The 22134-nt window shown below is 58.3% G+C and carries 20 protein-coding genes; 11 read left to right on the top strand and 9 right to left on the bottom strand.

The window, feature by feature from the left end; all coding sequences use genetic code 11:
- Positions 1-293 precede the first annotated feature (293 nt).
- From pip to IQ241_RS17820, 4 genes are read left to right on the top strand one after another with little or no spacing between them, the layout of a single operon-like run.
- Positions 294-1238 (top strand): prolyl aminopeptidase, encoded by a 945-nt coding sequence (gene pip / locus IQ241_RS17835; RefSeq protein ID WP_193909778.1) that lies wholly within the window; start codon positions 294-296, stop codon positions 1236-1238.
- A gap of 54 nt (positions 1239-1292) precedes the next feature.
- Positions 1293-1430: a hypothetical protein gene (locus IQ241_RS17830; RefSeq protein WP_193909776.1), complete on the top strand. Its 138-nt coding sequence runs from the start codon at positions 1293-1295 to the stop codon at positions 1428-1430.
- Positions 1431-1475: 45 nt separating this feature from the next.
- Positions 1476-1892: a peptide-methionine (R)-S-oxide reductase MsrB gene (gene msrB / locus IQ241_RS17825; RefSeq protein ID WP_193909773.1), complete on the top strand. Its 417-nt coding sequence runs from the start codon at positions 1476-1478 to the stop codon at positions 1890-1892.
- A 6-nt stretch (positions 1893-1898) separates the two neighbouring features.
- Positions 1899-2732, top strand: coding sequence for an alpha/beta fold hydrolase (locus IQ241_RS17820; protein ID WP_322743693.1), 834 nt, complete (start codon positions 1899-1901; stop codon positions 2730-2732).
- Positions 2733-2751: 19 nt separating this feature from the next.
- Here IQ241_RS17820 and IQ241_RS17815 read toward each other — a convergent pair whose 3' ends face one another.
- From IQ241_RS17815 to carA, 5 genes are all read right to left on the bottom strand, one after another.
- The gene (locus IQ241_RS17815; RefSeq protein WP_193909771.1) at positions 2752-3033 is read right to left on the bottom strand and encodes a DUF1816 domain-containing protein; all 282 of its coding nucleotides are present in this window, start codon (positions 3031-3033) and stop codon (positions 2752-2754) included.
- Positions 3034-3123: 90 nt separating this feature from the next.
- Positions 3124-4359 (bottom strand): 23S rRNA (guanosine(2251)-2'-O)-methyltransferase RlmB, encoded by a 1236-nt coding sequence (gene rlmB / locus IQ241_RS17810; RefSeq protein ID WP_193909769.1) that lies wholly within the window; start codon positions 4357-4359, stop codon positions 3124-3126.
- A gap of 121 nt (positions 4360-4480) precedes the next feature.
- Positions 4481-4864, bottom strand: a complete 384-nt coding sequence (locus tag IQ241_RS17805) for a Mini-ribonuclease 3 (protein WP_228021811.1) — start codon at positions 4862-4864, stop codon at positions 4481-4483.
- A gap of 106 nt (positions 4865-4970) precedes the next feature.
- A complete protein-coding gene (locus IQ241_RS17800; protein ID WP_193909823.1) occupies positions 4971-5339 on the bottom strand; it encodes an STAS domain-containing protein in 369 nt (122 codons plus the stop codon).
- A 148-nt stretch (positions 5340-5487) separates the two neighbouring features.
- Positions 5488-6654 carry a glutamine-hydrolyzing carbamoyl-phosphate synthase small subunit gene (gene carA, locus IQ241_RS17795; protein ID WP_193909765.1) on the bottom strand — a complete coding sequence of 389 codons (1167 nt, stop codon included), beginning with the start codon at positions 6652-6654 and terminating at the stop codon, positions 5488-5490.
- Positions 6655-6818: 164 nt separating this feature from the next.
- Between carA and IQ241_RS17790 the strand changes: the two genes are divergently transcribed.
- On the top strand, positions 6819-7616 hold the full coding sequence (locus IQ241_RS17790) for a retropepsin-like aspartic protease family protein (RefSeq protein ID WP_193909762.1): 798 nt from the start codon (positions 6819-6821) through the stop codon (positions 7614-7616).
- A 113-nt stretch (positions 7617-7729) separates the two neighbouring features.
- Positions 7730-8512 carry a DUF429 domain-containing protein gene (locus IQ241_RS17785; RefSeq protein ID WP_193909760.1) on the top strand — a complete coding sequence of 261 codons (783 nt, stop codon included), beginning with the start codon at positions 7730-7732 and terminating at the stop codon, positions 8510-8512.
- On the opposite strand, the gene IQ241_RS17780 is transcribed toward IQ241_RS17785, so the two are convergent.
- Both IQ241_RS17780 and argJ read right to left on the bottom strand, forming a co-directional pair.
- Positions 8482-9459 (bottom strand): glycosyltransferase, encoded by a 978-nt coding sequence (locus IQ241_RS17780; RefSeq protein WP_193909758.1) that lies wholly within the window; start codon positions 9457-9459, stop codon positions 8482-8484. The genes IQ241_RS17785 and IQ241_RS17780 overlap by 31 nt on opposite strands.
- Positions 9460-9993: 534 nt before the next feature.
- Positions 9994-11283: a bifunctional ornithine acetyltransferase/N-acetylglutamate synthase gene (gene argJ / locus IQ241_RS17775; protein ID WP_193909756.1), complete on the bottom strand. Its 1290-nt coding sequence runs from the start codon at positions 11281-11283 to the stop codon at positions 9994-9996.
- A 139-nt stretch (positions 11284-11422) separates the two neighbouring features.
- Here argJ and lnt point away from each other — a divergent pair, with 139 nt between their 5' ends.
- Positions 11423-13012, top strand: coding sequence for an apolipoprotein N-acyltransferase (lnt, locus tag IQ241_RS17770; protein ID WP_228021810.1), 1590 nt, complete (start codon positions 11423-11425; stop codon positions 13010-13012).
- Here lnt and IQ241_RS17765 read toward each other — a convergent pair.
- Together IQ241_RS17765 and IQ241_RS17760 are read right to left on the bottom strand one after the other, a co-directional pair.
- Positions 13007-14437 carry a protein adenylyltransferase SelO gene (locus tag IQ241_RS17765; protein WP_193909752.1) on the bottom strand — a complete coding sequence of 477 codons (1431 nt, stop codon included), beginning with the start codon at positions 14435-14437 and terminating at the stop codon, positions 13007-13009. The genes lnt and IQ241_RS17765 overlap by 6 nt on opposite strands.
- Before the next feature lie 27 nt (positions 14438-14464).
- Positions 14465-16771: a RelA/SpoT family protein gene (locus IQ241_RS17760; RefSeq protein ID WP_193909750.1), complete on the bottom strand. Its 2307-nt coding sequence runs from the start codon at positions 16769-16771 to the stop codon at positions 14465-14467.
- Between the two features lie 377 nt (positions 16772-17148).
- Between IQ241_RS17760 and patD the strand changes: the two genes are divergently transcribed.
- The 4 genes from patD to ftsH all read left to right on the top strand — a co-directional run bounded on the left by patD (position 17149) and on the right by ftsH (position 21918).
- Positions 17149-17544, top strand: coding sequence for a heterocyst frequency control protein PatD (gene patD, locus IQ241_RS17755; RefSeq protein WP_193909748.1), 396 nt, complete (start codon positions 17149-17151; stop codon positions 17542-17544).
- A gap of 124 nt (positions 17545-17668) precedes the next feature.
- A complete protein-coding gene (locus IQ241_RS17750; protein WP_193909745.1) occupies positions 17669-18235 on the top strand; it encodes a zf-TFIIB domain-containing protein in 567 nt (188 codons plus the stop codon).
- 51 nt (positions 18236-18286) lie between these two features.
- Entirely contained in the window at positions 18287-19918 is a 1632-nt protein-coding gene (locus IQ241_RS17745) for a dipeptide ABC transporter ATP-binding protein (RefSeq protein WP_193909743.1), read from the top strand.
- A 98-nt stretch (positions 19919-20016) separates the two neighbouring features.
- Positions 20017-21918: an ATP-dependent zinc metalloprotease FtsH gene (gene ftsH, locus IQ241_RS17740; RefSeq protein ID WP_193909740.1), complete on the top strand. Its 1902-nt coding sequence runs from the start codon at positions 20017-20019 to the stop codon at positions 21916-21918.
- Positions 21919-22134 lie beyond the last annotated feature (216 nt).

The following is a 22134-nucleotide window of genomic DNA, read 5'->3' as shown; positions in this document are numbered from 1 at the left end:
GGGCAATCCCTATTCTTGTGACATAGATCACTATGGGAGGCCAGCAACCATCACAGGTGTTCTATCCCTGCCCCAATACCATAAGAGGCACAGCGTTGACTTCCTCCTATGATGCCAAAAGCTTGTAGCAAGCCTCTGAAGCCAAATCCGTTCACGTCCCATCGCGATCCCCAAACGGGTCAGTGGTACGTGGTCAAGTCAGATAGTCAATACAATAATCGGCCCAGCAGCGCAGCCAGGCAAATGCTTCTGTCATAGTGGCTTATAGCCCTGTGAACTAGCCGAGCCCAAGCATGCGTTCCCTGTACCCACCGATTGAGCCGTACCGACAGTCTACCCTGACCGTTTCAGACCGACACCGGCTGTACTTTGAGGAAGCAGGTAATCCCCAAGGCAAGCCGGTTGTCTTTTTGCACGGCGGTCCGGGGGGCGGACTGATCGCCACCTATCGTCAATTTTTTGATCCCCAGCGCTGGCGGATCGTGCTGTTTGACCAGCGCGGCTGCGGTCAGAGTACGCCCCATGCAGAGCTGGCCGAGAATACGACCTGGGATCTGGTCGCCGATATTGAGCGGCTGCGATCGCACCTCGACATTCCTCAGTGGACGGTCTTCGGCGGCAGCTGGGGCAGTACCTTAGCTCTGGCCTATAGCCAAACCCACCCCGAGCGCTGTAGCGGCCTGATCCTGCGCGGTATTTTCATGCTGCGCCGTAAAGAAATTCGCTGGTTTTATCAAGCAGGCGCTAGCGCTATCTTTCCTGACGCTTGGGAAGAATATCTGAGCCCAATTCCTACAGAAGAGCGCGATGACCTGGTCGCGGCCTACTATCGGCGGCTGACCAGTCCTGACCCTGCGGTGCGACAGGCGGCGGCCCGGGCCTGGTCGGTTTGGGAGGCCAGCACCAGCAAACTGACGCCCGACCCGGGGCTGGTGCAGCGCTTCAGCGGCGATCGCTTTGCCGAAGCCTTCGCCCGGATTGAATGCCACTATTTTATCAACGGTGGCTTTTTGACCCAGGACGACCAGCTGCTGGAAAACGTAGACCGGATTCGGACGATCCCTGCTGTAATCGTCCAGGGCCGCTACGACGTAGTTTGCCCCATGGTTTCAGCCTGGGAACTGCACCGGGCCTGGCCAGAAGCCAAACTCGTGATTGTGCCGAATGCCGGTCACGCCGCCACCGAACCCGGCATTGCCAGTGCCCTGGTTGAAGCCACCGACGCCTTTGCCTGCTGAGCGCTAGACCAGGCAGTAAAATCAAAGCGTGCGACTCCGCGCTTGAATAAGCCCATGCGACGAGCGGCCTCTACCCTGGAGCTGGCCGGACTGGGCGGAAATGGCTGGGATCGCAGCATACTCCCTGGCTACGGCCGCCGTCATCATCGACCTGAGCCCTGGCCCCAACTGTGGGGTTATCCCACCTGCTGAGCCAGAATCAGTACGTTAGGATAAGCATAAATTGGAGATTAAACTATGGCAGCTAAGATCAGTAAAACCGACGCCGAATGGAAGGCTCAGCTCACGCCTGAGCAATATGAGGTCGCTCGCAAAAAGGGTACTGAGAGACCCTACAGCAGCCCGCTGCACGATAACAAAGAAGAAGGCATTTACAACTGCGTCTGCTGCGGCTCGGAGCTGTTTTCTTCGGCAACCAAGTTTGATTCAGGAACCGGCTGGCCTAGCTTTTGGGCGCCTAGCAAGCCGGAAAATATTGATACCCGTCGGGACTTGAGCATGTTTATGCTCCGGACTGAGGTTGTCTGCGCGATATGCGATGCCCACCTCGGCCACGTGTTCAACGATGGCCCCCAGCCCACCGGACAGCGGTACTGCCTGAATGGTGTGGCGCTCGCTTTTGAGCCCGCCAATGTCGCCGCGCCAAAAGGTTAGGCGGCGGTGCTAGCGGTTCAGGTTCGAGGGGAGGGATTGCCGATTCTCTGTCTGCACGGGCATCCCGGCGACAGCCGCAGTATGAGCGTGTTTACCGATCCGCTCTCGCAGCAGTTCCAGACGCTCACCCCCGACCTGCGGGGCTATGGCCGCAGCCGCGCCAGCGCCGATTTCCAAATGCAGGACCACCTGGATGACCTCGAAGCGGTACTCGACCGTTTCGAGGTTTCTCAATGTCTGGTGCTGGGCTGGTCGCTGGGCGGCATCCTCGCGCTGGAACTAGCGCTCCGGCTACCCCAGCGGGTCTGCGGACTGATCCTGGTAGCGACGGCAGCCCGGCCCCATAGCGCCCATCCGCCGCTGTCCTGGCAAGACAACCTGATGACCGGACTGGCCTCGGCAGCTAACCTAATTAGCCCGGGCAACGCCTGGGCGCGGGATTGGGGGCAACAGTCGCTCTTTCGCTACCTAATCCGGCAGCATACGCCTGCCGCCTATCGCTATTTGGCTTACCAAGGGGCGCCTGCCTATTTGAGGACCTCAGGCTATGCGACTCGGGCCTTAAATCAAGCCATTCGCCAAGGCTATAGCCGGTTGGACGATCTGAAGCAGCTGGAGATTCCCTGCCTGATGCTCTGCGCTGAGGGCGACTGTCATATTACGCTGGCTTCAAGCTTGGAGACCGCGGCAGCGCTGCCTAACTGCACAACCATCCGCTATCCCGACGTTGCTCACCTCTTTCCCTGGGAGATTCCCCAGCAGGTTCAGCAAGATATTGCGAACTGGCTAGCGGTACGGTCTGATCAATGGCCGTCAGCCGCTAGGAGAAATGGAGATTAGCTGCGCGCTGAACCGTCAGCTATCGGTTGCTCCAGGCCGGGGAAAGATTGCTCGTCGAGCCCGCTAGCTCAATCGTAAGCTGATCGGGCTGCTTACAGTGGAGCACAGCCGTGAGGATTTCCTGAGTCCCTTCAGCTTCTAGATCTTCGATGTAGCCGGGCTTAGCCTGCATCGCTTCAGCCTCGGTCTCAAAGGGGCCAAAGTAATAGATGCAGTCGGGACTGACGGTGGTGAGTTTGACCCACCAATCTTTAGAGGAAAAACCCAGCAGCCCAAGCAAGCTGTCCAAAATACTATTCATACGAGTAAAAAAATCTCAGTATTCTACAGAAATGAAATTATCAAAGAAAGATGAGAGAAATGGAAACTCTTCCATCTCTTTTTAGACTCCTCACAGTTCTTCGCCCCCATCGCCTGTTTCTGGGCCTGTTTCTGGGCCTGTTTCTGGGCCTGTTTCTGGGCCTGTTTCTGGGCCTGTTTCTGGGCCTGTTTCTGGGCCTGTTTCTGGGCCAGTCGGTTGAGGGCTAATGGATAGAGGAGGCGGCTGATCCACCCACTCTTGACGATAGATCTCGTACAGCGCCATGCCTGTAGCAACGGATGCATTTAAGCTCGGAGTTTTACCCTTAAGCGGAATTGCTACCAAACTATCACATAGATTCTGAATCGACAGGCTCAGGCCATCTCCTTCTGCTCCTACGACAAGTACAACAGGCGCTGTGAAAGCCGCCCTATAGACCGGTTGCGAGCCCTTACTGGACAGGCCATAGACCCAAAAACCAGCTTCTTTACACTGTTCTAACGCCCGTCCTAGATTCACAACTCTAGCAATAGGCATAGTTTCCAGAGCGCCTGCTGCAACTTTGGCGACGGTAGAGGTGATCCCCACCGCCCGCCGCTGCGGGATCACGATCCCCTGAGCGCCAACGGCCTCGGCGGAGCGAATAATGGCGCCCAGGTTATGGGGATCGGTGATCCCATCGGCGGCCACAATCACCGGTCGCCGGACAGCGGCCTTAGCCTGCTGAATCAGCGGGTCTAGCTCGACATATTCATAGGAGGAAACCTGAGCGGCGATCCCCTGGTGATTAGCTCCCTGGGTCAGCTGATTGAGGCGCTGATTGTCAACTTCGTCGATCACCGCCCCATTGGCCTTGGCGGCTAAAATCAGGGGACGAAAGTGAGCATCATACTTTAATCTAGCGTTAACCCAAATCCGGTTGAGCGATCGCTGGCTTTCAATCGCTGCCTCTACCGGATGGCGGCCGTAGATTAGGTCGGGCCGGGAATCCGCTTCTAGTTCTGATGGGTGCTGTGGGGACGGGGCACGCCAGCGATCGCGCGCAGCGCTATCCCGGCGTCTGTTTGAAGGTCGCGGGGCGCGTCTGGGCACGGGGGCAGAAAATTCCTCGCCTGTATCGCCTTTACCCGAGTGCCCTTTACCCGAGGGTTTAACAATGGGGCGCTCAAATGAGCCCTCTGGCTTGGCCCGATTGGTGCGCTTGAACGATCGCTTGGGTCGATCTGACGAGGCAGCTCCCCCAGCGGTCTGACGCAATTTTGGACCACCGGCTCGCTTAAAGGGTTTGCCTGGCTTGCGGTTGGATGGCTGCTGCGGTCTCGTCATGTTCAACTCCCTCTACTGGCTAGCTGCGGGCTCTGGCATCAGCCGCGCAGTCGTGGTGAGCGGCAATGAACCGCCTCGGTTAATCCTATCTAACTCTGAGCGATGCTGACGCCCTGGCAGCTTAAGTGGGCTGGCTGAGCTGATTGAGGAGCTCAAACAGCCGCGGCTGATCGTGCAGATAGAGATAGCCCAGCAGCGCCTCAAAGGCGGTTGCCTTTTGGTAGGTTTGACTATCGACTCTAGAATGGCGCCGGGTAGAGGCATTTCGCCCCCGACGCAAAATATCGTGCTCGACAGGGGAAAGATAGGGCAGAAGAACATCGACATAGTCAGCCTGCTGCTCTGCTTTGACCTGGTCTACGACCTGCTGATGATAGTCGCGAATTCGCTTCAGCGGCATCAGCAGCTGACTGCGCATATAGAGTTCGTAGACCGCGTCGCCTAAATATGCGAGCGCGAGCGGACTGACGGCCGACACCGATGGCAAACTATCTCGACTGGACATGAACTCCAGCTGAGTTAGTAAGCCCTGGAACGCCTGAAGCTCTACCAAGTTTAGCCGACCTGAGCTTTGACACCGCGACATTCAGGGAATTGAGCCTCAGGATTATTTAGGTATCTTTTAAATTCTCAACAGCGGCGTCTACATTGGGCTGAAGCGATAAAAACTGCTCTAAACGTACGAGCTTGACAGTTTGAGTGACGCGGGGATTGGAAACGACTTGAACGCTACCGCCTTCGCCCTTGGCCTTTTTGACCAACTGCACAAGCGCACCTAGACCGGAGCTATCGACGAAGTCAATAGTAGACAGATCTAGGATGATATGGGCTGGCCCGTCTTCGATGCATTTACCCAAGACTTTACGAAAAGTAGGTTCAGAAAATGCATCGAGGAGACCTGTCAGACGAAAAATCTGACATTTCCCCCTTACGTCGCGGGTGCCTCTTAAACTAACCGTTAGATTAAGCGACTCAGCGATGGGAACCTCCTACAATACATATATAGAGCACAATCTGACGTTTTAGTATAGGTCAACTCATTGCGAACTGCAAGATAAATTGATTAACCCTAGCCTGCCCAGATAATACCCAGGTCAACCGCAAGATTAAGCAGCTATTAAAGAAAATTTAGCTACTCTCGGCCCGATTGTTAGCTTGATGTTCCTGCATAGTACGGACAAACTGTGCAAAAAGATAGTCGGCATCGTGGGGGCCTGGGCTGGCTTCGGGATGATATTGAACCGAAAATAGCGGCAGCTTTTTATGTCGAATGCCCGCTACGGTGCGGTCATTCAGATTGAGATGGGTAATCTCTACGTCGGCATCGCCAATGGAATCGGCATCGAGCGCAAAGCCGTGGTTCTGGCTGGTAATTTCGACCTGCTGGGTAAGGCCACAGGGCTGATTGAGGCCGCGATGACCAAACTTGAGCTTAAAGGTCTTTGCTCCCAGGGACAGGCCCAGGATCTGGTGCCCCATGCAGATCCCAAAGGTCGGCAGTTGGGTCTCCATCAGCGCTCGGGCAAGCTCGGGCGCATCCGTGACGGCGGCAGGGTCGCCGGGGCCATTGGACAGAAAAATGCCGTCGGGCTGGTAGCTGAGGATTTTTTCGGGCGACGTATCGACCGGTACGACAATCACCCGACAGCCATAGCGAGTCAGACGACGGAGGATATTGCGCTTGATGCCAAAGTCAATCGCCACCACAGTCAGCGGGTCGGTGGTCGGGTCTGCCGCCGGACCAAATTCCCAAATATCCTCGTCCGCTTCCGCCCATTCGTAGACCTGATCGGTAGTCACCTCTTTAACGAGGTTGAGCCCAGCCATTGACGGGGCATCTTGCAGCCGCTGCAGCAGATCTTCAGGGTCGAGCACCTCGCTGGAGATAGCACCGTTCATGGCGCCAGCGGTGCGAATTTTGCGCGTCAGGGCTCGCGTATCGACGCCATAGATGCCGGGAATGTTGTGCTGCTTCAGGTAGGCCGGTAGGGATTGAGTCGCGCGCCAGCTGCTGGGGCGATCGCAGATGTTGCGCGCGATCGCGCCTTGGACCTGGGGACGGGCCGATTCTTCATCGCCGGCGTTGACGCCGGTATTACCCAGCTCAGGATAGGTGAAGGTAATAATCTGGCCGCGGTAGCTGGGATCGGTGAGGACTTCTTGATAGCCGGTCATGCCCGTATTGAAGACGACTTCACCCAGGGCCGTACCTGCCGCACCGAAGGACCAGCCGCGATAGATCGAGCCGTCTTCTAGAACGAGCAGGGCAGGTGGGTGAGCAGATGAAGCAAACATAAGTTTTACGGTGAATGCGATATCGGTACGCCAGGGGCTGGGAAAAATAGACAGGTGACCTAGGGCTGTCTCAATGGACAGTCGCTGCTATGGGCTGCCGATATCTTTACCGCCTCATATTATTGCCTAGTTCTGTCGCTTTAGGGCTCTACGGCTGCAGCGCTTTGTCAGAGGATCCGGTTAGTTCCAGGCCGGTTTCAGCTACGGTTGAACCGGTTGAAGCCGGCCGGCCGGCCGAGCCGCCGGCGCCCGCCGCGCCCCAGGCGGCCTACGCCGAAGCGATTAACCTGGCCTCTAGCGCCTATCTACTAGGCCAGAAAGCGGCCTCCCCCGATGACTGGCTGCTGGTGTCGGGGCGTTGGCAAAGGGCGATTGAAAAACTGAAGGCTGTCCCCCCGGAAGATCCTCAGTATGCGGTGGCGCAGACTAAGCTCGCTGACTATGCCCACCAGGTCACCTATGCTCAAAAGCGGATTGAGCAGCTCAATCATCCCCCAGATATTGCAATCGCGTCAGTGCCGGGGGTGCGGTCCCGTCCGGCCCCGGTGCCTGTCGCGCCCAAACCGGTCGCGCCCTCAGCCCCAGCTGGGACTCAAACCATTCCGATTGTCCGCCGTCAGCATGGAACGCCCGTCATCCGGGTAGTCTTCAACGATCGGCAAACCTACGAAATGATTTTAGATACGGGAGCCAGCCGTACCCTGCTCACCCGAGCCATGGCCCAGCAGCTTGGCGTGGTCACCACCGGACAGATGCGGGCAACCACCGCCAGCCATGAAGAAGTGATCTTCGAAACCGGCCGATTGCAGTCGATTTCGGTAGGCGACATCACCCTGTCAAATCCGGAGATCAGCATTGGCGATACCATCGAAATTGGGCTGCTGGGGAATGACTTCCTCAGCGGCTATGACATGACCATTCGCGATCGCGAAAACGTCGTTGAGCTCAGCCCGGCCTATTAGCATGGCTGATGAATCTGGCCCATAGACACTGGCAGCCTGGCCCAGTCCGACTAAGCGCCGACTAAGCTAAGAGGCGTTAGCGACGGGTCTAGGCTGGTGGCGAGGACGGCAAGATGAAATTTATCGGCATTGATTTGGGCTGGCAGAGCGGGCCGAGCGGACTGTGCTGTCTCAGCCTACAAGCCGGCGAGCAATCTGGCCAGCTGCGGCTAGAGCAGCTCGACCGGCTGTCCAGCCTGACGGAAACACTGGCCTGGGTCGATGCGATCGCGCCTGCCGAGACGGCGGCTATGGTCGCTGTAGATGCGCCTACCCTAATTCCCAACGCTACCGGCATGAGGCTGCCCGACCGCTTGGCCCACCGCCACTTTGGTAAATACCACGCCGGGGCCTATCCAGCCAATCAGGCTCGACCTTTTGCTCAGCGGCTAGTTCAGTTTGGCCACGAGCTCGAACGCCGGGGATTTTCCCATGCCCCGACCGTTGCTCCACAGCGGCCGGGGCGCTATCAGATTGAGGTTTTCCCCCATCCGGCAATGGTTCAACTGTTCAGCCTGCCGCAGATTTTGAAGTATAAAAAAGGTCGCGTAGCCGAGCGCCGTCGGGGACTACTCCAGCTCCGCGCCTACCTACTGACGGATCTGCCGCGACTGTCGCCACCGCTGCTGCTGGCCGACCTACCTGAGATTCCCCACCGTGGGGTAGAGCTGAAGGCAGTTGAGGATCGGCTCGACAGCCTCATTTGTGCCTACGTGGCCGCCCACTGGTGGTATTGGGGGCATTTACGAAATCAGGTGCTCGGCGATCGGTCATCCGGCTATATCGTCGTTCCCTGCCCGCCGACAGCCCCCGTCCAGCCCCTAGCTCAGGTTGCCAAGGAAGGTCTCAGCGAATGAATCTTGCGCTGCAGCTGCTCCAGCTCTAGCTCTAATCCAGACGGCAGGGGAATATCCAACTGCTTGAGCATGTCGCGGATTCTCAGCCGCCAGTCATTTTTGGCGAGGCTTTGAACGTAATTGCGTTGGCTAACGGCCTCTAGGCGCTCCCGGTCGCTCAGTAGGTCTTGAATCAATTCGGCGCCTTCAGCCGGCTGGTCCGGCAGCTCAATTGTGGCATCTTCCCAATCGAAGTATTGGCTCATCATCTCGGTCTGAGGCCGCTTTCCGACCAATACGGTGCCAGCAGCGGCACCCTCAAACCACCGTCTGTTCAGCACAGACTGACCGCACTTATGAGACGGATGAAACTTCATCGATTCATGCAGAGCCGCTCTGGGAACGGTGTAGCTGAAATCGAAGGCTAGCGTGAGTTTACTTCGCTTAAGTAGCTTTTTGAGCTGAAGCCGATGGAGATAGTCAAATCGCTCGCTGCAGTAAGTTAGCTTGGGGAAAAGTTCCTTCTGGTCAAAGGTTTGATGGTAGTAGAAACAGCCGGAACCCGCTGCGTTGAGGATTGACTGTAGCTCTAAATAATAATTTCGAGGCGTTCTACCATAGCTAAAGACATCAACCGTTCTTGGCTTAATACCCGCCCCATGAGTCAGTACGTCAAACGCACAGGGAAGAACAGAAACTGGAATATTAAGCTGCTGTTCGAGCTGAGATTGAAACTCAACGTGGGGAATAAAAAGACGATCAAACTGCTTGACAGCGTGCGGAAATGAGTCTAGTAGCCAGCAGTCCTCTACATAGGCCGCGACAATATCAAACTTTTGTCGCCAGTTAGCAATCGAGGCTACTTTCTTTAAAGCATTGGCAGAAGTATCCATCATCAGCAAGATATTACAGTCTTGCGGTGAGGGCTCGATGTGAGTTGGATAGAAGGAACCACCAATTCTACCCATTTTTTCTACGGCCTTTGACCAAAAGCTGCAGTTGAGGGTCGCATAGCGATAGGTAAATTTTGCTTCAGGGGCTACTAGGTGTGCCTTGCACCACTTTATAAACAGGTTTTCTATTTCAAAACTGCCTGCCCAGGCAGGTGAAGCCACCAGCTTGCGGCTCGATAGAATCCAGAAACGGTACGTTTTCATCTTTTATAAAGATAGCAATGGTCCAGAGCGCATCAGCAGCCGCCACCTGAGGATTTGACTAAGGTGTCGATAGATGATTTGACTAAGGTGTCGATAGATTTTAAGTTGCTGGTAGATTATTGAGGCTGTATTTATGCTGTATTTATTGAGAATACCCTCGATGAACGCTGCCTGGTGCTAATAGCTCGGTAGGCTTACTCAATTTTTATTTTTCCCAAATGATTCCTTATCGAATCCTGATATGACGTTTTTTCGTCACTATCAAGATCGGTGAGACTACTGAGATGACCGTTGATGAGAGGCTAGAGCTGTACTCAAGCGCGTGAAATGCGTGATGGGGTCGTTCTATGTCGTGTATTCTGCGTTAATTTTTACGTAGTCATAGCTCAGGTCGCAGCCCCAGGCAGTTCCTTGCCCTGCACCCATACCCAAGCTGAGCGTAACCTGGACGGGCTGAGCCAGGGCGGCAGCGGCGTCTGCGCTACCCGCTTTGATTTGCTGAGTCATAGCGTGGGTGCTGTGATCGGCCTGCTGTTGGAGATACTGACTGGCGGCGACGCGGTCAAAGGGGAGGGGTTGCCCGTTTTCCATCAGCAGAATATCGCCCAGCTGAATGCGAAGATTGTCCTGCTCGAAGGGAACGCCCGCTCGCCCAGCGGCGGCGGCAAGTCGGCCCCAGTTCGGATCGCGGCCAAATAGGGCGGACTTAACCAGGGATGAGCCCGCGATCGTACGGGCGACCTGGCGCGCTGCGGCATCGCTGGCCGCACCGGTCACCGTCACCTCAAACAGGCAGGTGGCCCCTTCACCATCGCGGGCAACCGACTTAGCCAGATGGATACAGACCTGGCTGAGGAGAGTTTCCAGCCGGTCGGCGTCGGGGCCGGGGGCGGTGATGGCAGGCGTGCGCGATTCGCCATTGGCCAGGGCCAGGATGCAGTCGTTGGTGCTGGTATCGCCGTCTACGGTGATCTGATTGAAGCTGCGGTCTGCCGCCCGCCGCAGCATATCCTGCCAGAGCGGGGGTGAGACCGCCGCGTCGCAGGTGACAAAGCAGAGCATCGTAGCCATGTTGGGATGGATCATGCCCGAGCCCTTGGCAATGCCGCCAACGCGAACAGGCCGACCGCCGATTTCGGCTTCCAGGGCAATAGACTTAGCGACCAGGTCGGTGGTGACAATGGCCCGGGCCGCCGCCGCTGAGCCCTGGGGTGACAGCTGCTCGATCAGCTTAGGAATCCCGGCCTGAAGCGCCTCCATCCTGATCCGCTGGCCAATCACCCCGGTTGAAGCGATCAGCACCTGCCCGGCTGAAATTCCCAGCGCCTTGGCCGCTGCCGCCGCACTGTCGAGCCCGTCTTGCCAGCCCTGCGCTCCAGTGCAGGCATTGGCCTGACCAGCATTGCACAGAATCGCCCGGGCGTTGGGTTTGGCCTCTAGCCGCTGGCGGCAATAGTCTACACAGGCCGCTCGCACCTGCGACTTGGTGAAAACCCCCGCCGCGATCGCGTCGCTCTCTGACACAATCAGCACCAGGTCGGGGGCACCCGACGGCTTTAGATTAGCCGCAATTCCCGCCGCTTGAAATCCCTTTGGCGCGGTGACGCCGCCTGCTACGACCTGCCAGTCTGCCATCTCTAACCCTCGCATGCGTGACCAGACGCGCCAACGGTCGCCTTGAGAGGCAATTATATCAGGCGCTGAGAGCCGTCATTCGTTCGCTCAGCGCTAGCATAGGGGCTAATCGCTACTGGCCAAACCGGCCCCGGGATTTTTGTTCAACCCCCGTCCCAAAAAATTACTCCCGCTCGCCAGTCTGTTTTTTCTCAGCGGTGGACTGATGGGCCTGACCCCGGCTCCCTTCCATGCCTGGCCGCTAGCCTGGCTAGCGCTGATACCGCTGTGGCTGCTGATTCACCCAAGTCGGCCCGCTGGGCCAATTAATGACGGCTACCGACTTTTGCTCGCGGGCTGCTGGGGGCTGGGCTATCACGGCCTGGCTCTGTTCTGGATTACCGGCCTGCATCCGCTGATGTGGATGGGCATTCCCTGGTTGGGCAGCATTGCGATCGCGGCCTTTGCCTGGGTCTTTATCACCCTCTGGGGCACGGCAATTGGGGGGAGCTGGATGTTGGGGATGAGCCTCCTGCGGCCTTGGCTAGGCAATGCTATGGGTCGGCTGCTGGTCGGTACGGCCCTATGGTGCGCGATTGAGTCGCTCTGGAGCCGAGGGCCGCTGTGGTGGACGTCGCTGGCCTATACCCAAAGCCCCTACAACCTGCCGATTTTACACCTAGGGCAGCTCTCGGGGCCGCTGCTGGTCACAGCGGCGATCGTGGTGGTGAACGGGCTGCTGGCCGAGGCGATCGCGGCAGTCCGCTGGCCCCAGTCCCGGCTAAATGTTTCGCGCTGGGGCGGGACCGCGATCGCGTTACTGCTCGTCGCTCACCTGCTCGGGGGCTGGCTGTACAGCCAGCCGCTGGTCGAACCGGCTGAAACGGCCCTGCGAGTGGGGCTGATTCAGGGCAACATCCCCACTCGAGAAAAGCTTACCCGCCAGGGCGTTCTGCGGGCCTACCAGATCTATCTGAATGGCTACGAAAGTCTGGCCGCTCGGGGGGTAGACGCTGTTGCTACGCCGGAGGGGGCTCTGCCAACCGTCTGGGATCCCTCGGTTCAGGCTCGGAGCCCCATTTATCAAGCCGTTCTGGAAAACCGGGTGGCGCTTTGGCTGGGGACATTTGCCAAAGCTAGCAATGCGGCTGAAGCACCGCTGACGCAGAGTCTGTTCGCAATCGCGCCCGATGGCGAAACGGTGGGCCGATACAACAAGGTGAAGCTGGTGCCGCTGGGCGAATATATTCCTCTGGCCAGCCTGCTGGGTCAGATCATTGGCCGCCTTTCACCCATCGACAGCAGCCTCAGCCCCGGTAGCTTTGGTCAGCGCTTTGAGACCTCTTTGGGGCTGGCGGCGGTCGGGATTTGCTACGAGTCGCCCTACAGCCAGCTCTTCCGGCAACAGGTGGCGGATGGCGGCCGGTTCATCCTGACGGCTTCTAATAACGACCCCTATCCGCCGCGGATGATGGCCCAGCACCATGCCCAGGACCTGATGCGGGCGATAGAGACCGATCGCTGGGCGGTGAGGGTAACTAACACGGGTCTTTCGGGGATTGTGGACCCCCACGGCCATACCCGCTGGCTGTCCGAGCCCAATCAGTATGTCACACATATTGCCACCATTTATCGCCGTCAGACCCGCACTCTGTATGTGCGCTGGGGCGACTGGCTGACGCCGCTGCTGGGGGGGCTGGGCCTTGTCTGGTTGGTCTGGCAGGGCTTTAAAGGGCGGCTTCAGTCATGAAGGCTGAATTCTTTCGATCAGGTCGTAGAAGGGCTGCCAGTCGTCGGCTGTGGTAATTGGCTCCCATACAGCTTCAATCAGGGGTCGCAGCAGCACCGGGCTCGGATTGTGCTGACGGAGGCGCTGACCAACTGCGGCCATGGCATCAGCCGGAAGCTGGCTGAGTCCGCGCTGGTAGGTTTGCCGCCACTGCTTGAGCAGGGCGACAGCGGCGGGATCGGAATGTTCTAGCGTGGCCTGGAGGATGGTTTGGGGATGCGATCGCCAGTCGGGGCTGAACTGCTGAGCCAGCCCGGCAAAGAACTCGTGATAGCCCACCCGAACTTCGCTCAGCAGCTCAATCGTCTGTTGTAATAGCAACTCAGCTAATTCTAGCGGCAGGAGCTCAAAGCCCAGCTTTTGCAGCATTCGCTGCCGGTAGGCGGTCTGATAGTGCGATTCAAACGGGGCCAGCCCGGCTTCTAAATCGGCCCGATCGACTATGCTCGACAGCACTTTCGCCAGCATTTGCAAATTCCACCGGCAGACCGCAGGCTGATTGCCGTAGCTGTAGCGACCAGAGTAGTCAAAGTAAGCCGCCGTAAACTTGGGGTCGTATTCTGGAATAAAGGCATAGGGGCCATAGTCAAAGCTCTCGCCGACGATCGACATATTGTCGGTGTTGAGTACGGCATGGCAGAAGCCTGCGGACATCCACTGCGCGACTAGGCTGGCGACGCGCGCCACCAGCTCGGCAAAAAACTGGGCATCGCGCTCGGCGGCCGGCTGGTCTTTGAGGTGGGGGTAGTAAGTTGAGATCGCGTGATCCAGCAGCTGGCGCATCAGATCGGGTCGGCCCAGATAGTCCAGCCGTTCAAAGGTGCCAAAGCGAATGTGGGTATGGCTCCAGCGCACCATCACGGCGGAGCGGGTGGGAGATGGCTCATCACCGCGCCAGAGGGCCTCGCCGGTCTCAACCAGGCTCAGACAGCGGCTGGTTCTCACCCCTAGTGCGTGCAGCGCCTCGGCGGCGAGGACTTCCCGCACGCCGCCCTTGAGGGTCAGCCGACCGTCTCCCCCCCGCGAGTAGGGCGTCGTCCCCGACCCCTTCGTGCCCAGGTCGTACAGCACCCCCGCCGGATTGCGCAGCTGACCGTAGAGGAAGCCGCGACCATCGCCTAGAAACGGGTTGTACTCGCCAAACTGGTAGCCATGGTAGCGCAGGGCTAAGAACGGGGCGCAGCCCTCGAAGCGGCCAAAGGCTTGAATAAAGTCCTCGTCGGTCACCTGACTGGCCTCCAGCCCTAGCTGCTGGAGCAGCCGATCGTTACGAAAGCGCAGATGACATCGGGGAAACTTGGCAGCGGCTACCGGATCAAAATAATCGTCGCCCAGCTCGACCAGGGCAGACTCGTAGGGCAGCGATAAAAGGGGATTGGCGGGCATTCAGGGGGGCAGCGTTACGACTTGTGACTACTCTAACTCGCTCACCCGCCGCAGCTTCAGCACATCTGACATTTTGCGAATCTGATTGAAAGTTTTATTCAGGTGAGCGTGATCCCGGACGTCGATCCCCAGCTCGATTTCGGCAGTCTGGCCGGGAAACGTTTTGACCCCCGCCTTGTGGACGTTGATCTTGAGATCCGATAGGTGGGACAGAATATCCTTCAGGACGCCCACTCGGTCGATCACTTCAATCTTGACCTGAACGGGATAGGTGTTGGGCCGTCCGGTGTTGAATTCAGTCGAGTTCCAGCTGACTGGGATCAGCCGCTCACCGGGCATACTCTCCAGGTTGGGGCAGCCCTGCCGATGGATGGCAATACCCCGGCTAGCGAGGGCAACGACGCCGATAATCGACTCGCCGGGCAGCGGATTGCAGCAGCCGGCAATATGGTGCAGCAGACCCTCAACCCCAATAATCGGGCTCTGGCTCGTCGCCGAGCGAGAAGCCTTGTTGAGCAGAGTTGACTTACTCACCGCCAGCTCTTCTTCTAAACTCTCGACCGGGCTCTCGGCGGTTTGACTCTCGGTTTGAATCGGCTGGGCCGCTTTGACTGCTTCTTGCAGCCGGTTGACCGTAGAGTTGAGCGTGACTTCGCCGTAGCCCAGGCCCGCCAGCAGGTCTTCGACGCTGCTGTAGTTACAGCGTTCGGCAGCGGCCTGAGCGGAGGCTGACTTCAGCAGCGCCTCCAGACCGTTTTTGCCCATCACCTTCTCTAGCATGTCGCGTCCGCGAGCCAGATTTTCGTCTCGATGGGAGCGCTTATACCACTGCCGAATCCGATTTCTGGCCCCGGCGCTGACGACAAAGTTGAGCCAGTCCAGATTGGGATGGGCGTTCTTTTGGGTAATGATCTCGACGATATCGCCGTTTTGCAGCTCGGTGTCGAGGGTGACCATACGGCCGTTGACCTTGGCCCCGGAGCAGTGATTGCCGACCTCGGTATGAATGCGGTAGGCAAAATCCACCGGTGTTGCATTGCGGCTCAGCGGCAGCACATCGCCGTCAGGGGTAAAGACGTAGACCTCTTCGTCAAACAGGTTGTCTTTGACATCGGTGAGATATTCCTGGGCGTCCTTGAGGTCGCTCTGCCAGTCCAGCAGCTGACGCAGCCAGGTAAATTTCTCATCGTCAGAACTGACCTGAATGTTGCTATTGCCGGTCTCCTTATATTTCCAGTGGGCCGCGATCCCGTATTCGGCGATGTGATGCATCTCGATTGTGCGAATCTGCACTTCGATCGGGCGACCGTGGCTGCCGATCACCACCGTATGGAGGGACTGGTAGCGATTCGGCTTGGGCAGGCCGATGTAGTCCTTGAACCGACCGGGAATGGGGCGATAGAGGTCATGGACGACGGCCAGCGCCCGGTAGCATTCATCATTGGTGCCGACAATCAGCCGGACAGCCGCAATGTCGTAAATCTCATGGAAGTCCTTCTGCTGCCGCTCCATCTTGCGATAGATGCTGTAGAGGTGCTTGGGACGGCTGCTGACCTCGTGGCATTGAATGCCAATGTCGCTGAGGCGATCGCGCAGGGCTGCGGCCACCTGCTTTAGCCGATTTTCGCGGTCGGCCCGCTTATCAACCACCAGCCCGCGCAGCTGGCCATAGGCTTCCGGCTCTAGATACTTAAAGGACAGATCCTCCAGTTCCCACTTAAACCGCCCGATCCCCAGACGGTTGGCGAGGGGCGCAAAAATCTCAGCCGTCTCCCGGGCAATCCGGCGCTGCTTTTCTGGCGGTAGATGCTCCAGCGTCCGCATGTTGTGCAGCCGGTCAGCCAGCTTTACTACAATCACCCGAATGTCCTGGGCCATCGCCAGGAACATGCGGCGAAAATTTTCAGCCTGGCGTTCCCTCTTACTGCGAAAATTAAACTTAGACAGCTTGGTGACGCCCTCCACCAGCTGCCGCACCTCAGCCCCAAACAGATTCTCAATTTCTTCGGCGGTGACCTCGGTATCCTCGACCACGTCGTGCAAAAAGCCCGCGGCAATCATGGCACTGTCGCCCCCCAGCCCGCGCAGCAGCCCTGCCACCGCCACCGGATGAGCGATGTAGGGCTCCCCCGACGCCCGCATCTGCCCCTTATGCAGCTGATAGGCAAATTCAAAGGCTCGACAGACCAGCTGATTATTGTCTTTGTGAGCTGAGCCCTCGGCACCGCCCTCGGCAGATTGGCCGTCAGCGCTCTGATGCTGATCCAGGATGCAGTCTTCTAGCCAGTTCGGCAGGGTGCAGTCGGAGGGAAGCGCGGGCGCGGTTACGTTCATAGCCTTTGGATGGGGTTGACGGCGGGATTGACGGAACTAGGGTTCAGAAGGCTGTCAATAATTCACTACAAATAACTAAAAATAAAAAAGCACAGCGCCCGTCCGGTACTAAACTGCTGAGCACTGTCTTGAGGACACGAGCGGGGCTGAAAAAAGGCTTTGACGCGGTAAGGGTGCTCTATACCGCCCGCCAGATGTTCCCTGCGTCATGCCTGTCTTAAGGTTAAACGTTGCAATAAATACATTTAGTCAATCATAGACAAAACTGCGCCTACAGCGGGCAAACGACTCAAGAAAAATCTGAATTCTGCTATGGTTACCCTGGGCACTTCCTTTTCAGCTTGCGCAGTCTTTGAAGTTCAGCTAAAGTCCGGCGGATGACAGACTCTACTTCCATCCTACGGACGCGCATAGACGAATTTTTGCAGCAGCTGGTCAAGCTTCAATCGGGGCTCCAGACTATACTCCAGTCCGGCCCTGGTGAGGACGCGCCTGACCTCTCAACCCTCCAGGATCAGTGCCGATCGCTCCAGCCGCAGTTTCAAAAAATCCTGTCACTAGCGGCGGAAACGCCTCTGCCGCCGGGGACCGAGTCTCAGATCAGGCCCTATCTAACTGAGAGCAATCGATTGGTACGGCTGATTGCTCTCGATGCGGCTTTTCTCAAAACTGCGCGGCAGGCTCAAACCTTACAGGCTCGCCTGGCCCAGATTGGGGAGCGGTTGAGCCAGCTGCAAACCCTTTGCCAGGCGGGACAAACCGCTCTGGGCTAAAACCCAGCAGTTGCGCAAACGGTCGCTTTGCCAGTAAAAAAGAACATCACCGTCTTTGATCACGGCGGGAGTGCGTTAGAAATCCTGGAAATCAGGACATCAGCAGAGGGGGAGGGTTGAGCCGGTGCGCTGCCCAAAGGAAGAGACGGAACTGACTGCGGGGCAAATGATCCCCGGTCTACCGACGCAAGACTGCCCGGACTGCGGCGGAGCCTGGATTGCCGCGACAGACTACAAACGCTGGCAGGCCGAACGCACCAATCCCGACGCGGTGCCCGCGCCTAAGGTGCTGCCCAGCTCGCTGGAAACCGACTTTCAGCCTGCTCCTTTAGATGGCCGGGCCGGTCTCTGCCCAGAATGCGGCTATTACCTAGTCCGAGCCCGGATTAACCTCAGCAAGGTGCCCTTTTACGTCGAGCGCTGTCGGTCCTGCGAGGGAATCTGGTGCGATCGCGGCGAGTGGCCAATTCTAGAACAGCTCGGCATCGATACCCACATTGGATCGATTTTTCTACCCGAACGGCAGGCCCAGCTGCGACGGCTGGAAACCGCCGCTCGCGAGCGTCAGGCCACGGTAGAAAAGCTGGGGCCGGAGATTGCCAATCGCATCTTTGAGCTGGCGGCGCTGCTAGAGGCTCATCCCCAGGGCGATTTTGGCGTCGCCTACCTGATGCGGCATTTACAAAAATGAGCTGGCCAGAAATCCAGCTAGAAACCGGCCAGACCGAAGTAAGCTAGGCCCATGGCAGAGTCGCTATTTGCAATCGAAGATTTTCGGGTGGCCTACCCGGGGCAATCGGTCTGGGCCGTCGATGGGGTTTCGCTGGCCCTGCGCCAGGGCGAAAAGCTGGGGCTGGTGGGCGAGTCGGGCTGCGGCAAGTCTACCCTGGGCCGGGCGGCGCTGCGGCTGCTGCCCGCCAGCAGCCAGATTGAGGGTCGCGCCCTGTTTGAGGGCCAGTCGGTCTTTGACTATTCGCCCCGGCAGCTGCGGCGGTTTCGCGGCGAGGCCGTGGCGCTGATTTTTCAAGACCCAATGACCCGGCTCGACCCGCTGATGACAATCGGGGATCACTGCGTTGAGACACTGCGATCGCACCGCCCCGAGCTCAGTTCCAAAGCCGCTAAGTCCATCGCCCTGGAAACCCTGGAATCGGTCAGCATCCCGGCGAGCCGCTGGGGCCAGTATCCCCACGAATTCAGCGGCGGCATGCGGCAGCGGGTGGCGATCGCGCTGGCCCTGCTGCTCGACCCCAAGCTGATCGTGGCCGACGAGCCGACCACCAGCCTGGACGTGACGGTTTCGGCCCAGATTCTAGAGCTGCTGACGGATCTGTGTCAGGCCCGCCAGATGGCGCTGATCCTGATTTCCCATGACCTGCCGCTGGTGGGGGAATACTGCGATCGCATCGCCGTGATGCACCAGGGCAAGCTGGTTGAGGTGGGGCTGACGACGGAAGTTTTCTCTCAGCCGCAGCACGACTATACGCGATCGCTGCTGCAAGCCGCTCACCAGCTGCAAACCGAAGGGGCCGAGCGCTCCCTGGCTGGTCTGTCGCAGTCCACTACGGACGGTCAGCCGCTGCTGAGGCTGGATCAGCTGACCAAGCACTACCGGATTGAGCCCGGCCTGATGCGCTACTTTGGCCAGTCCGCCTCGGAGACGATCCGGGCCGTCGATGATGTTTCATTAGACCTCTACCCCGGCGAAATCCTCGGCTTGGTGGGCGAGTCGGGCTGCGGCAAGAGTACCCTATCGCGCACGGTACTCCAGCTAATCAAACCCACCTCAGGTCGGGTCGAATTCCTGGGCACCAATCTGATCGATCTTTCCCGCAGCGCCCTCCAGGCCCAGCGGCGGCAGATGCAGATGATCTTTCAAGATCCCCACGCCTGCCTCAACCCGATGATGACCGTTGGTCGGGGAATTGCCGACCCGCTGTTAATCCATAGGCTAGCTACGCCTGCCGAGGCGGCGCAGCAGGTTCATGCCATGCTAGAGCGGGTAGGCCTGACGGCAGACTATTACGACCGCTACCCCGGCGACCTCTCCGGCGGCCAGCAGCAGCGAGTCGCGATCGCCCGCGCCCTGATCACTCATCCTAAACTGGTGATCTGCGATGAGCCGGTGAGTATGCTCGACGCCAGCATTCAGGCCCAGGTGCTAGCGCTGATGCTCCAGCTCAAAGCCGAACTCGACCTGACCTATCTATTTATTACCCACGATCTTTGGGTGGCCCGTTTTCTGTGCGATCGCATCGCCGTCATGAACCAGGGCAAAATTGTCGAACTCGGCCCCACCGAAGACCTGTTCAGCCGACCGCAGCATCCCTACACGCAAACTTTGCTGAAGGCAGCCCCGCTGCTGGTCAGGTAGACAATTCTGCCGCCGGTACGGTAATCATCCCCCTTCGATAGACTGCCCGCCTGGCCCCACTTGCTAGGCTAAAAGCATCTATTTCAGGAGCAAAACCAATGCCAATCAAGGACTCGCGGCCCCCGCGATCGCGCCAGATTCTCAACTGGGTTTTCTTGGCGCTGAGCGGGCTGCTCGTAATCAGCCTGTTTCTACCGGGGTCGTTTGGGGAATCCGTCCCTAAAACGCCCTACAGCATGTTTATCCATCAGGTTGAAAAACATGAGGTGGTACGCGCCCAGGTAGGAGAAAACGAAATTCGCTACCAGGTAAAAGATGAGAGCGGCGAGCCGGGGCAGGTGTATTCGACCACGCCGATTCTTGACCTACAGCTGCCGACCGTGCTTCAGGAGAACGGAGTAGAGTTTTCGGCCCAGCCGCCCCCGGCCAACCGCTGGTTTACCAGCCTGTTGGGCTGGGTGATCCCGCCGCTGATCTTCGTCGCGGTCTGGCGATTTTTCCTGACGCGCGGCGCGGGCGGAGCCGGTGGGGCGCTGTCGATCGGCAAGAGCAAAGCCAAAGTTTACGTCGAGGATGAGGCCACCAAAACCACTTTCGAGGACGTAGCCGGGGTCGAAGAAGCGAAAACAGAGCTGGTCGAAATCGTCGATTTCCTCAAAGATTCCAAGCGCTTCAAGGATATTGGCGCTCGCATTCCTAAGGGCGTGCTGCTGGTGGGGCCGCCGGGAACCGGTAAGACGCTGCTGGCCAAGGCCGTCGCTGGCGAAGCAGGCGTTCCCTTCTTCAGCATTTCCGGCTCTGAATTTATCGAGATGTTTGTCGGTGTGGGCTCTTCCCGCGTTCGCGACCTGTTTGAGCAGGCCAAAAAGCAGGCTCCCTGCATCATCTTTATCGACGAGCTCGATGCCATCGGTAAGTCCCGCTCCAGCGGTGGCTTCTACGGCGGCAATGATGAGCGCGAGCAGACGCTAAACCAGCTGCTGGCCGAGATGGACGGCTTCAACGCCAGCGAGAACACTATCATCGTGCTGGCGGCGACGAACCGACCCGAGACTTTGGATCCGGCGCTGCTGCGTCCCGGGCGCTTTGACCGCCAGGTGCTGGTAGACCGGCCCGACCTGAAGGGCCGCCTGGCGATTTTGGAAATCCATGCGAAAGAAGTCAAGCTGGGCGAGGGCGTCGATCTGAAGACCATTGCCACCCGCACGCCGGGCTTTGCCGGGGCAGACCTAGCTAACCTAGTGAATGAGGCTGCCCTGCTGGCCGCCCGCAACCACCGCCAGTCGGTTACCCAGGCCGACTTTGCCGAAGCGATCGAGCGAGTGGTGGCCGGGCTGGAGAAAAAGAGCCGCGTGCTGAACGATAAGGAAAAGGAAATCGTCGCCTATCACGAGGTCGGCCACGCCATGGTCGGAGCTGTGATCGCAGGCGGTGACACCATCGAAAAAATCTCGATTGTCCCTCGGGGCATGGCCGCCCTGGGCTATACCCTGCAGCTGCCGACCGAAGATCGCTTTCTGCGCGATGAGGCCGAACTCAAGGCGCAGATTGCCATGATGCTGGGAGGCCGCTCGGCCGAGGAAGTCGTCTTTGGCTCGATTACCACCGGTGCCTCGAACGACCTCCAGCGGGCTACCGACCTAGCCGAGCAAATGGTGACGACCTACGGCATGAGCCAGGTGCTGGGACCGCTAGCCTACGAGCGCGGTAAGCAAAACAACTTCCTGGACAACGGCATGATGCCCAACGCCCGCCGATCGGTCAGCGAAGAAACGGCCAGAGCAATCGACGCCGAGGTCAAAGGCATCGTCGAAGCAGCCCACGAGACCGCGCTAGCGCTGCTGCGCAAAAACCGCGACCTGCTGGAAACAATTGCCCAACAGCTGCTCGAAGATGAGGTGATCGAAGGCTCCGCCCTGCGCCAGATGCTGAGCCAGGTGCAGGATCTAGAAGAGTCTTCAGAAGCTGCTCTGGACAACAGCGAAGCCGTCGTTGTCTAAGCCGACAGCGGCCAGCAACTGTCATTTTGATAAAAAGAGTGGGTGGATGCTTGGTGTCTGTCCACTTTTCTATCAGCACTGGCCCTAGATAAACCCCGTCCAACTTGGAACCAGTAGTTTTAAGAATGGGTCAAAATAGGTATCCATCAACTGAATGAGTCAGGGAAGCCATGCTGAGAGTGAAGGTCGACAAATGGGGGCAATGTGCGGCAGAGC

It is taken from the genome of Vasconcelosia minhoensis LEGE 07310, from assembly GCF_015207255.1.
In the GTDB taxonomy this organism is placed as follows: Bacteria; Cyanobacteriota; Cyanobacteriia; order Phormidesmidales; family Phormidesmidaceae; genus Vasconcelosia; species Vasconcelosia minhoensis.
The sequence above is the reverse complement of the archived record's forward strand: the minus strand, read 5'-3'. Positions and strand labels throughout refer to the sequence as shown.

What these genes read in the sequence shown, in the direction of transcription:
- pip (WP_193909778.1), top strand. Translation starts at nt 294, where the DNA reads ATGCGTTCCCTGTACCCACCGATTGAGCCGTACCGACAGTCTACCCTG.
- IQ241_RS17830 (WP_193909776.1), top strand. Translation starts at nt 1,293, where the DNA reads ATGCGACGAGCGGCCTCTACCCTGGAGCTGGCCGGACTGGGCGGAAAT.
- msrB (WP_193909773.1), top strand. Translation starts at nt 1,476, where the DNA reads ATGGCAGCTAAGATCAGTAAAACCGACGCCGAATGGAAGGCTCAGCTC.
- IQ241_RS17815 (WP_193909771.1), bottom strand. Translation starts at nt 3,033, where the DNA reads ATGAATAGTATTTTGGACAGCTTGCTTGGGCTGCTGGGTTTTTCCTCT.
- rlmB (WP_193909769.1), bottom strand. Translation starts at nt 4,359, where the DNA reads ATGACGAGACCGCAGCAGCCATCCAACCGCAAGCCAGGCAAACCCTTT.
- IQ241_RS17805 (WP_228021811.1), bottom strand. Translation starts at nt 4,864, where the DNA reads ATGTCCAGTCGAGATAGTTTGCCATCGGTGTCGGCCGTCAGTCCGCTC.
- carA (WP_193909765.1), bottom strand. Translation starts at nt 6,654, where the DNA reads ATGTTTGCTTCATCTGCTCACCCACCTGCCCTGCTCGTTCTAGAAGAC.
- IQ241_RS17785 (WP_193909760.1), top strand. Translation starts at nt 7,730, where the DNA reads ATGAAATTTATCGGCATTGATTTGGGCTGGCAGAGCGGGCCGAGCGGA.
- IQ241_RS17780 (WP_193909758.1), bottom strand. Translation starts at nt 9,459, where the DNA reads ATGGGTAGAATTGGTGGTTCCTTCTATCCAACTCACATCGAGCCCTCA.
- argJ (WP_193909756.1), bottom strand. Translation starts at nt 11,283, where the DNA reads ATGGCAGACTGGCAGGTCGTAGCAGGCGGCGTCACCGCGCCAAAGGGA.
- IQ241_RS17765 (WP_193909752.1), bottom strand. Translation starts at nt 14,437, where the DNA reads ATGCCCGCCAATCCCCTTTTATCGCTGCCCTACGAGTCTGCCCTGGTC.
- IQ241_RS17760 (WP_193909750.1), bottom strand. Translation starts at nt 16,771, where the DNA reads ATGAACGTAACCGCGCCCGCGCTTCCCTCCGACTGCACCCTGCCGAAC.
- patD (WP_193909748.1), top strand. Translation starts at nt 17,149, where the DNA reads ATGACAGACTCTACTTCCATCCTACGGACGCGCATAGACGAATTTTTG.
- IQ241_RS17745 (WP_193909743.1), top strand. Translation starts at nt 18,287, where the DNA reads ATGGCAGAGTCGCTATTTGCAATCGAAGATTTTCGGGTGGCCTACCCG.
- ftsH (WP_193909740.1), top strand. Translation starts at nt 20,017, where the DNA reads ATGCCAATCAAGGACTCGCGGCCCCCGCGATCGCGCCAGATTCTCAAC.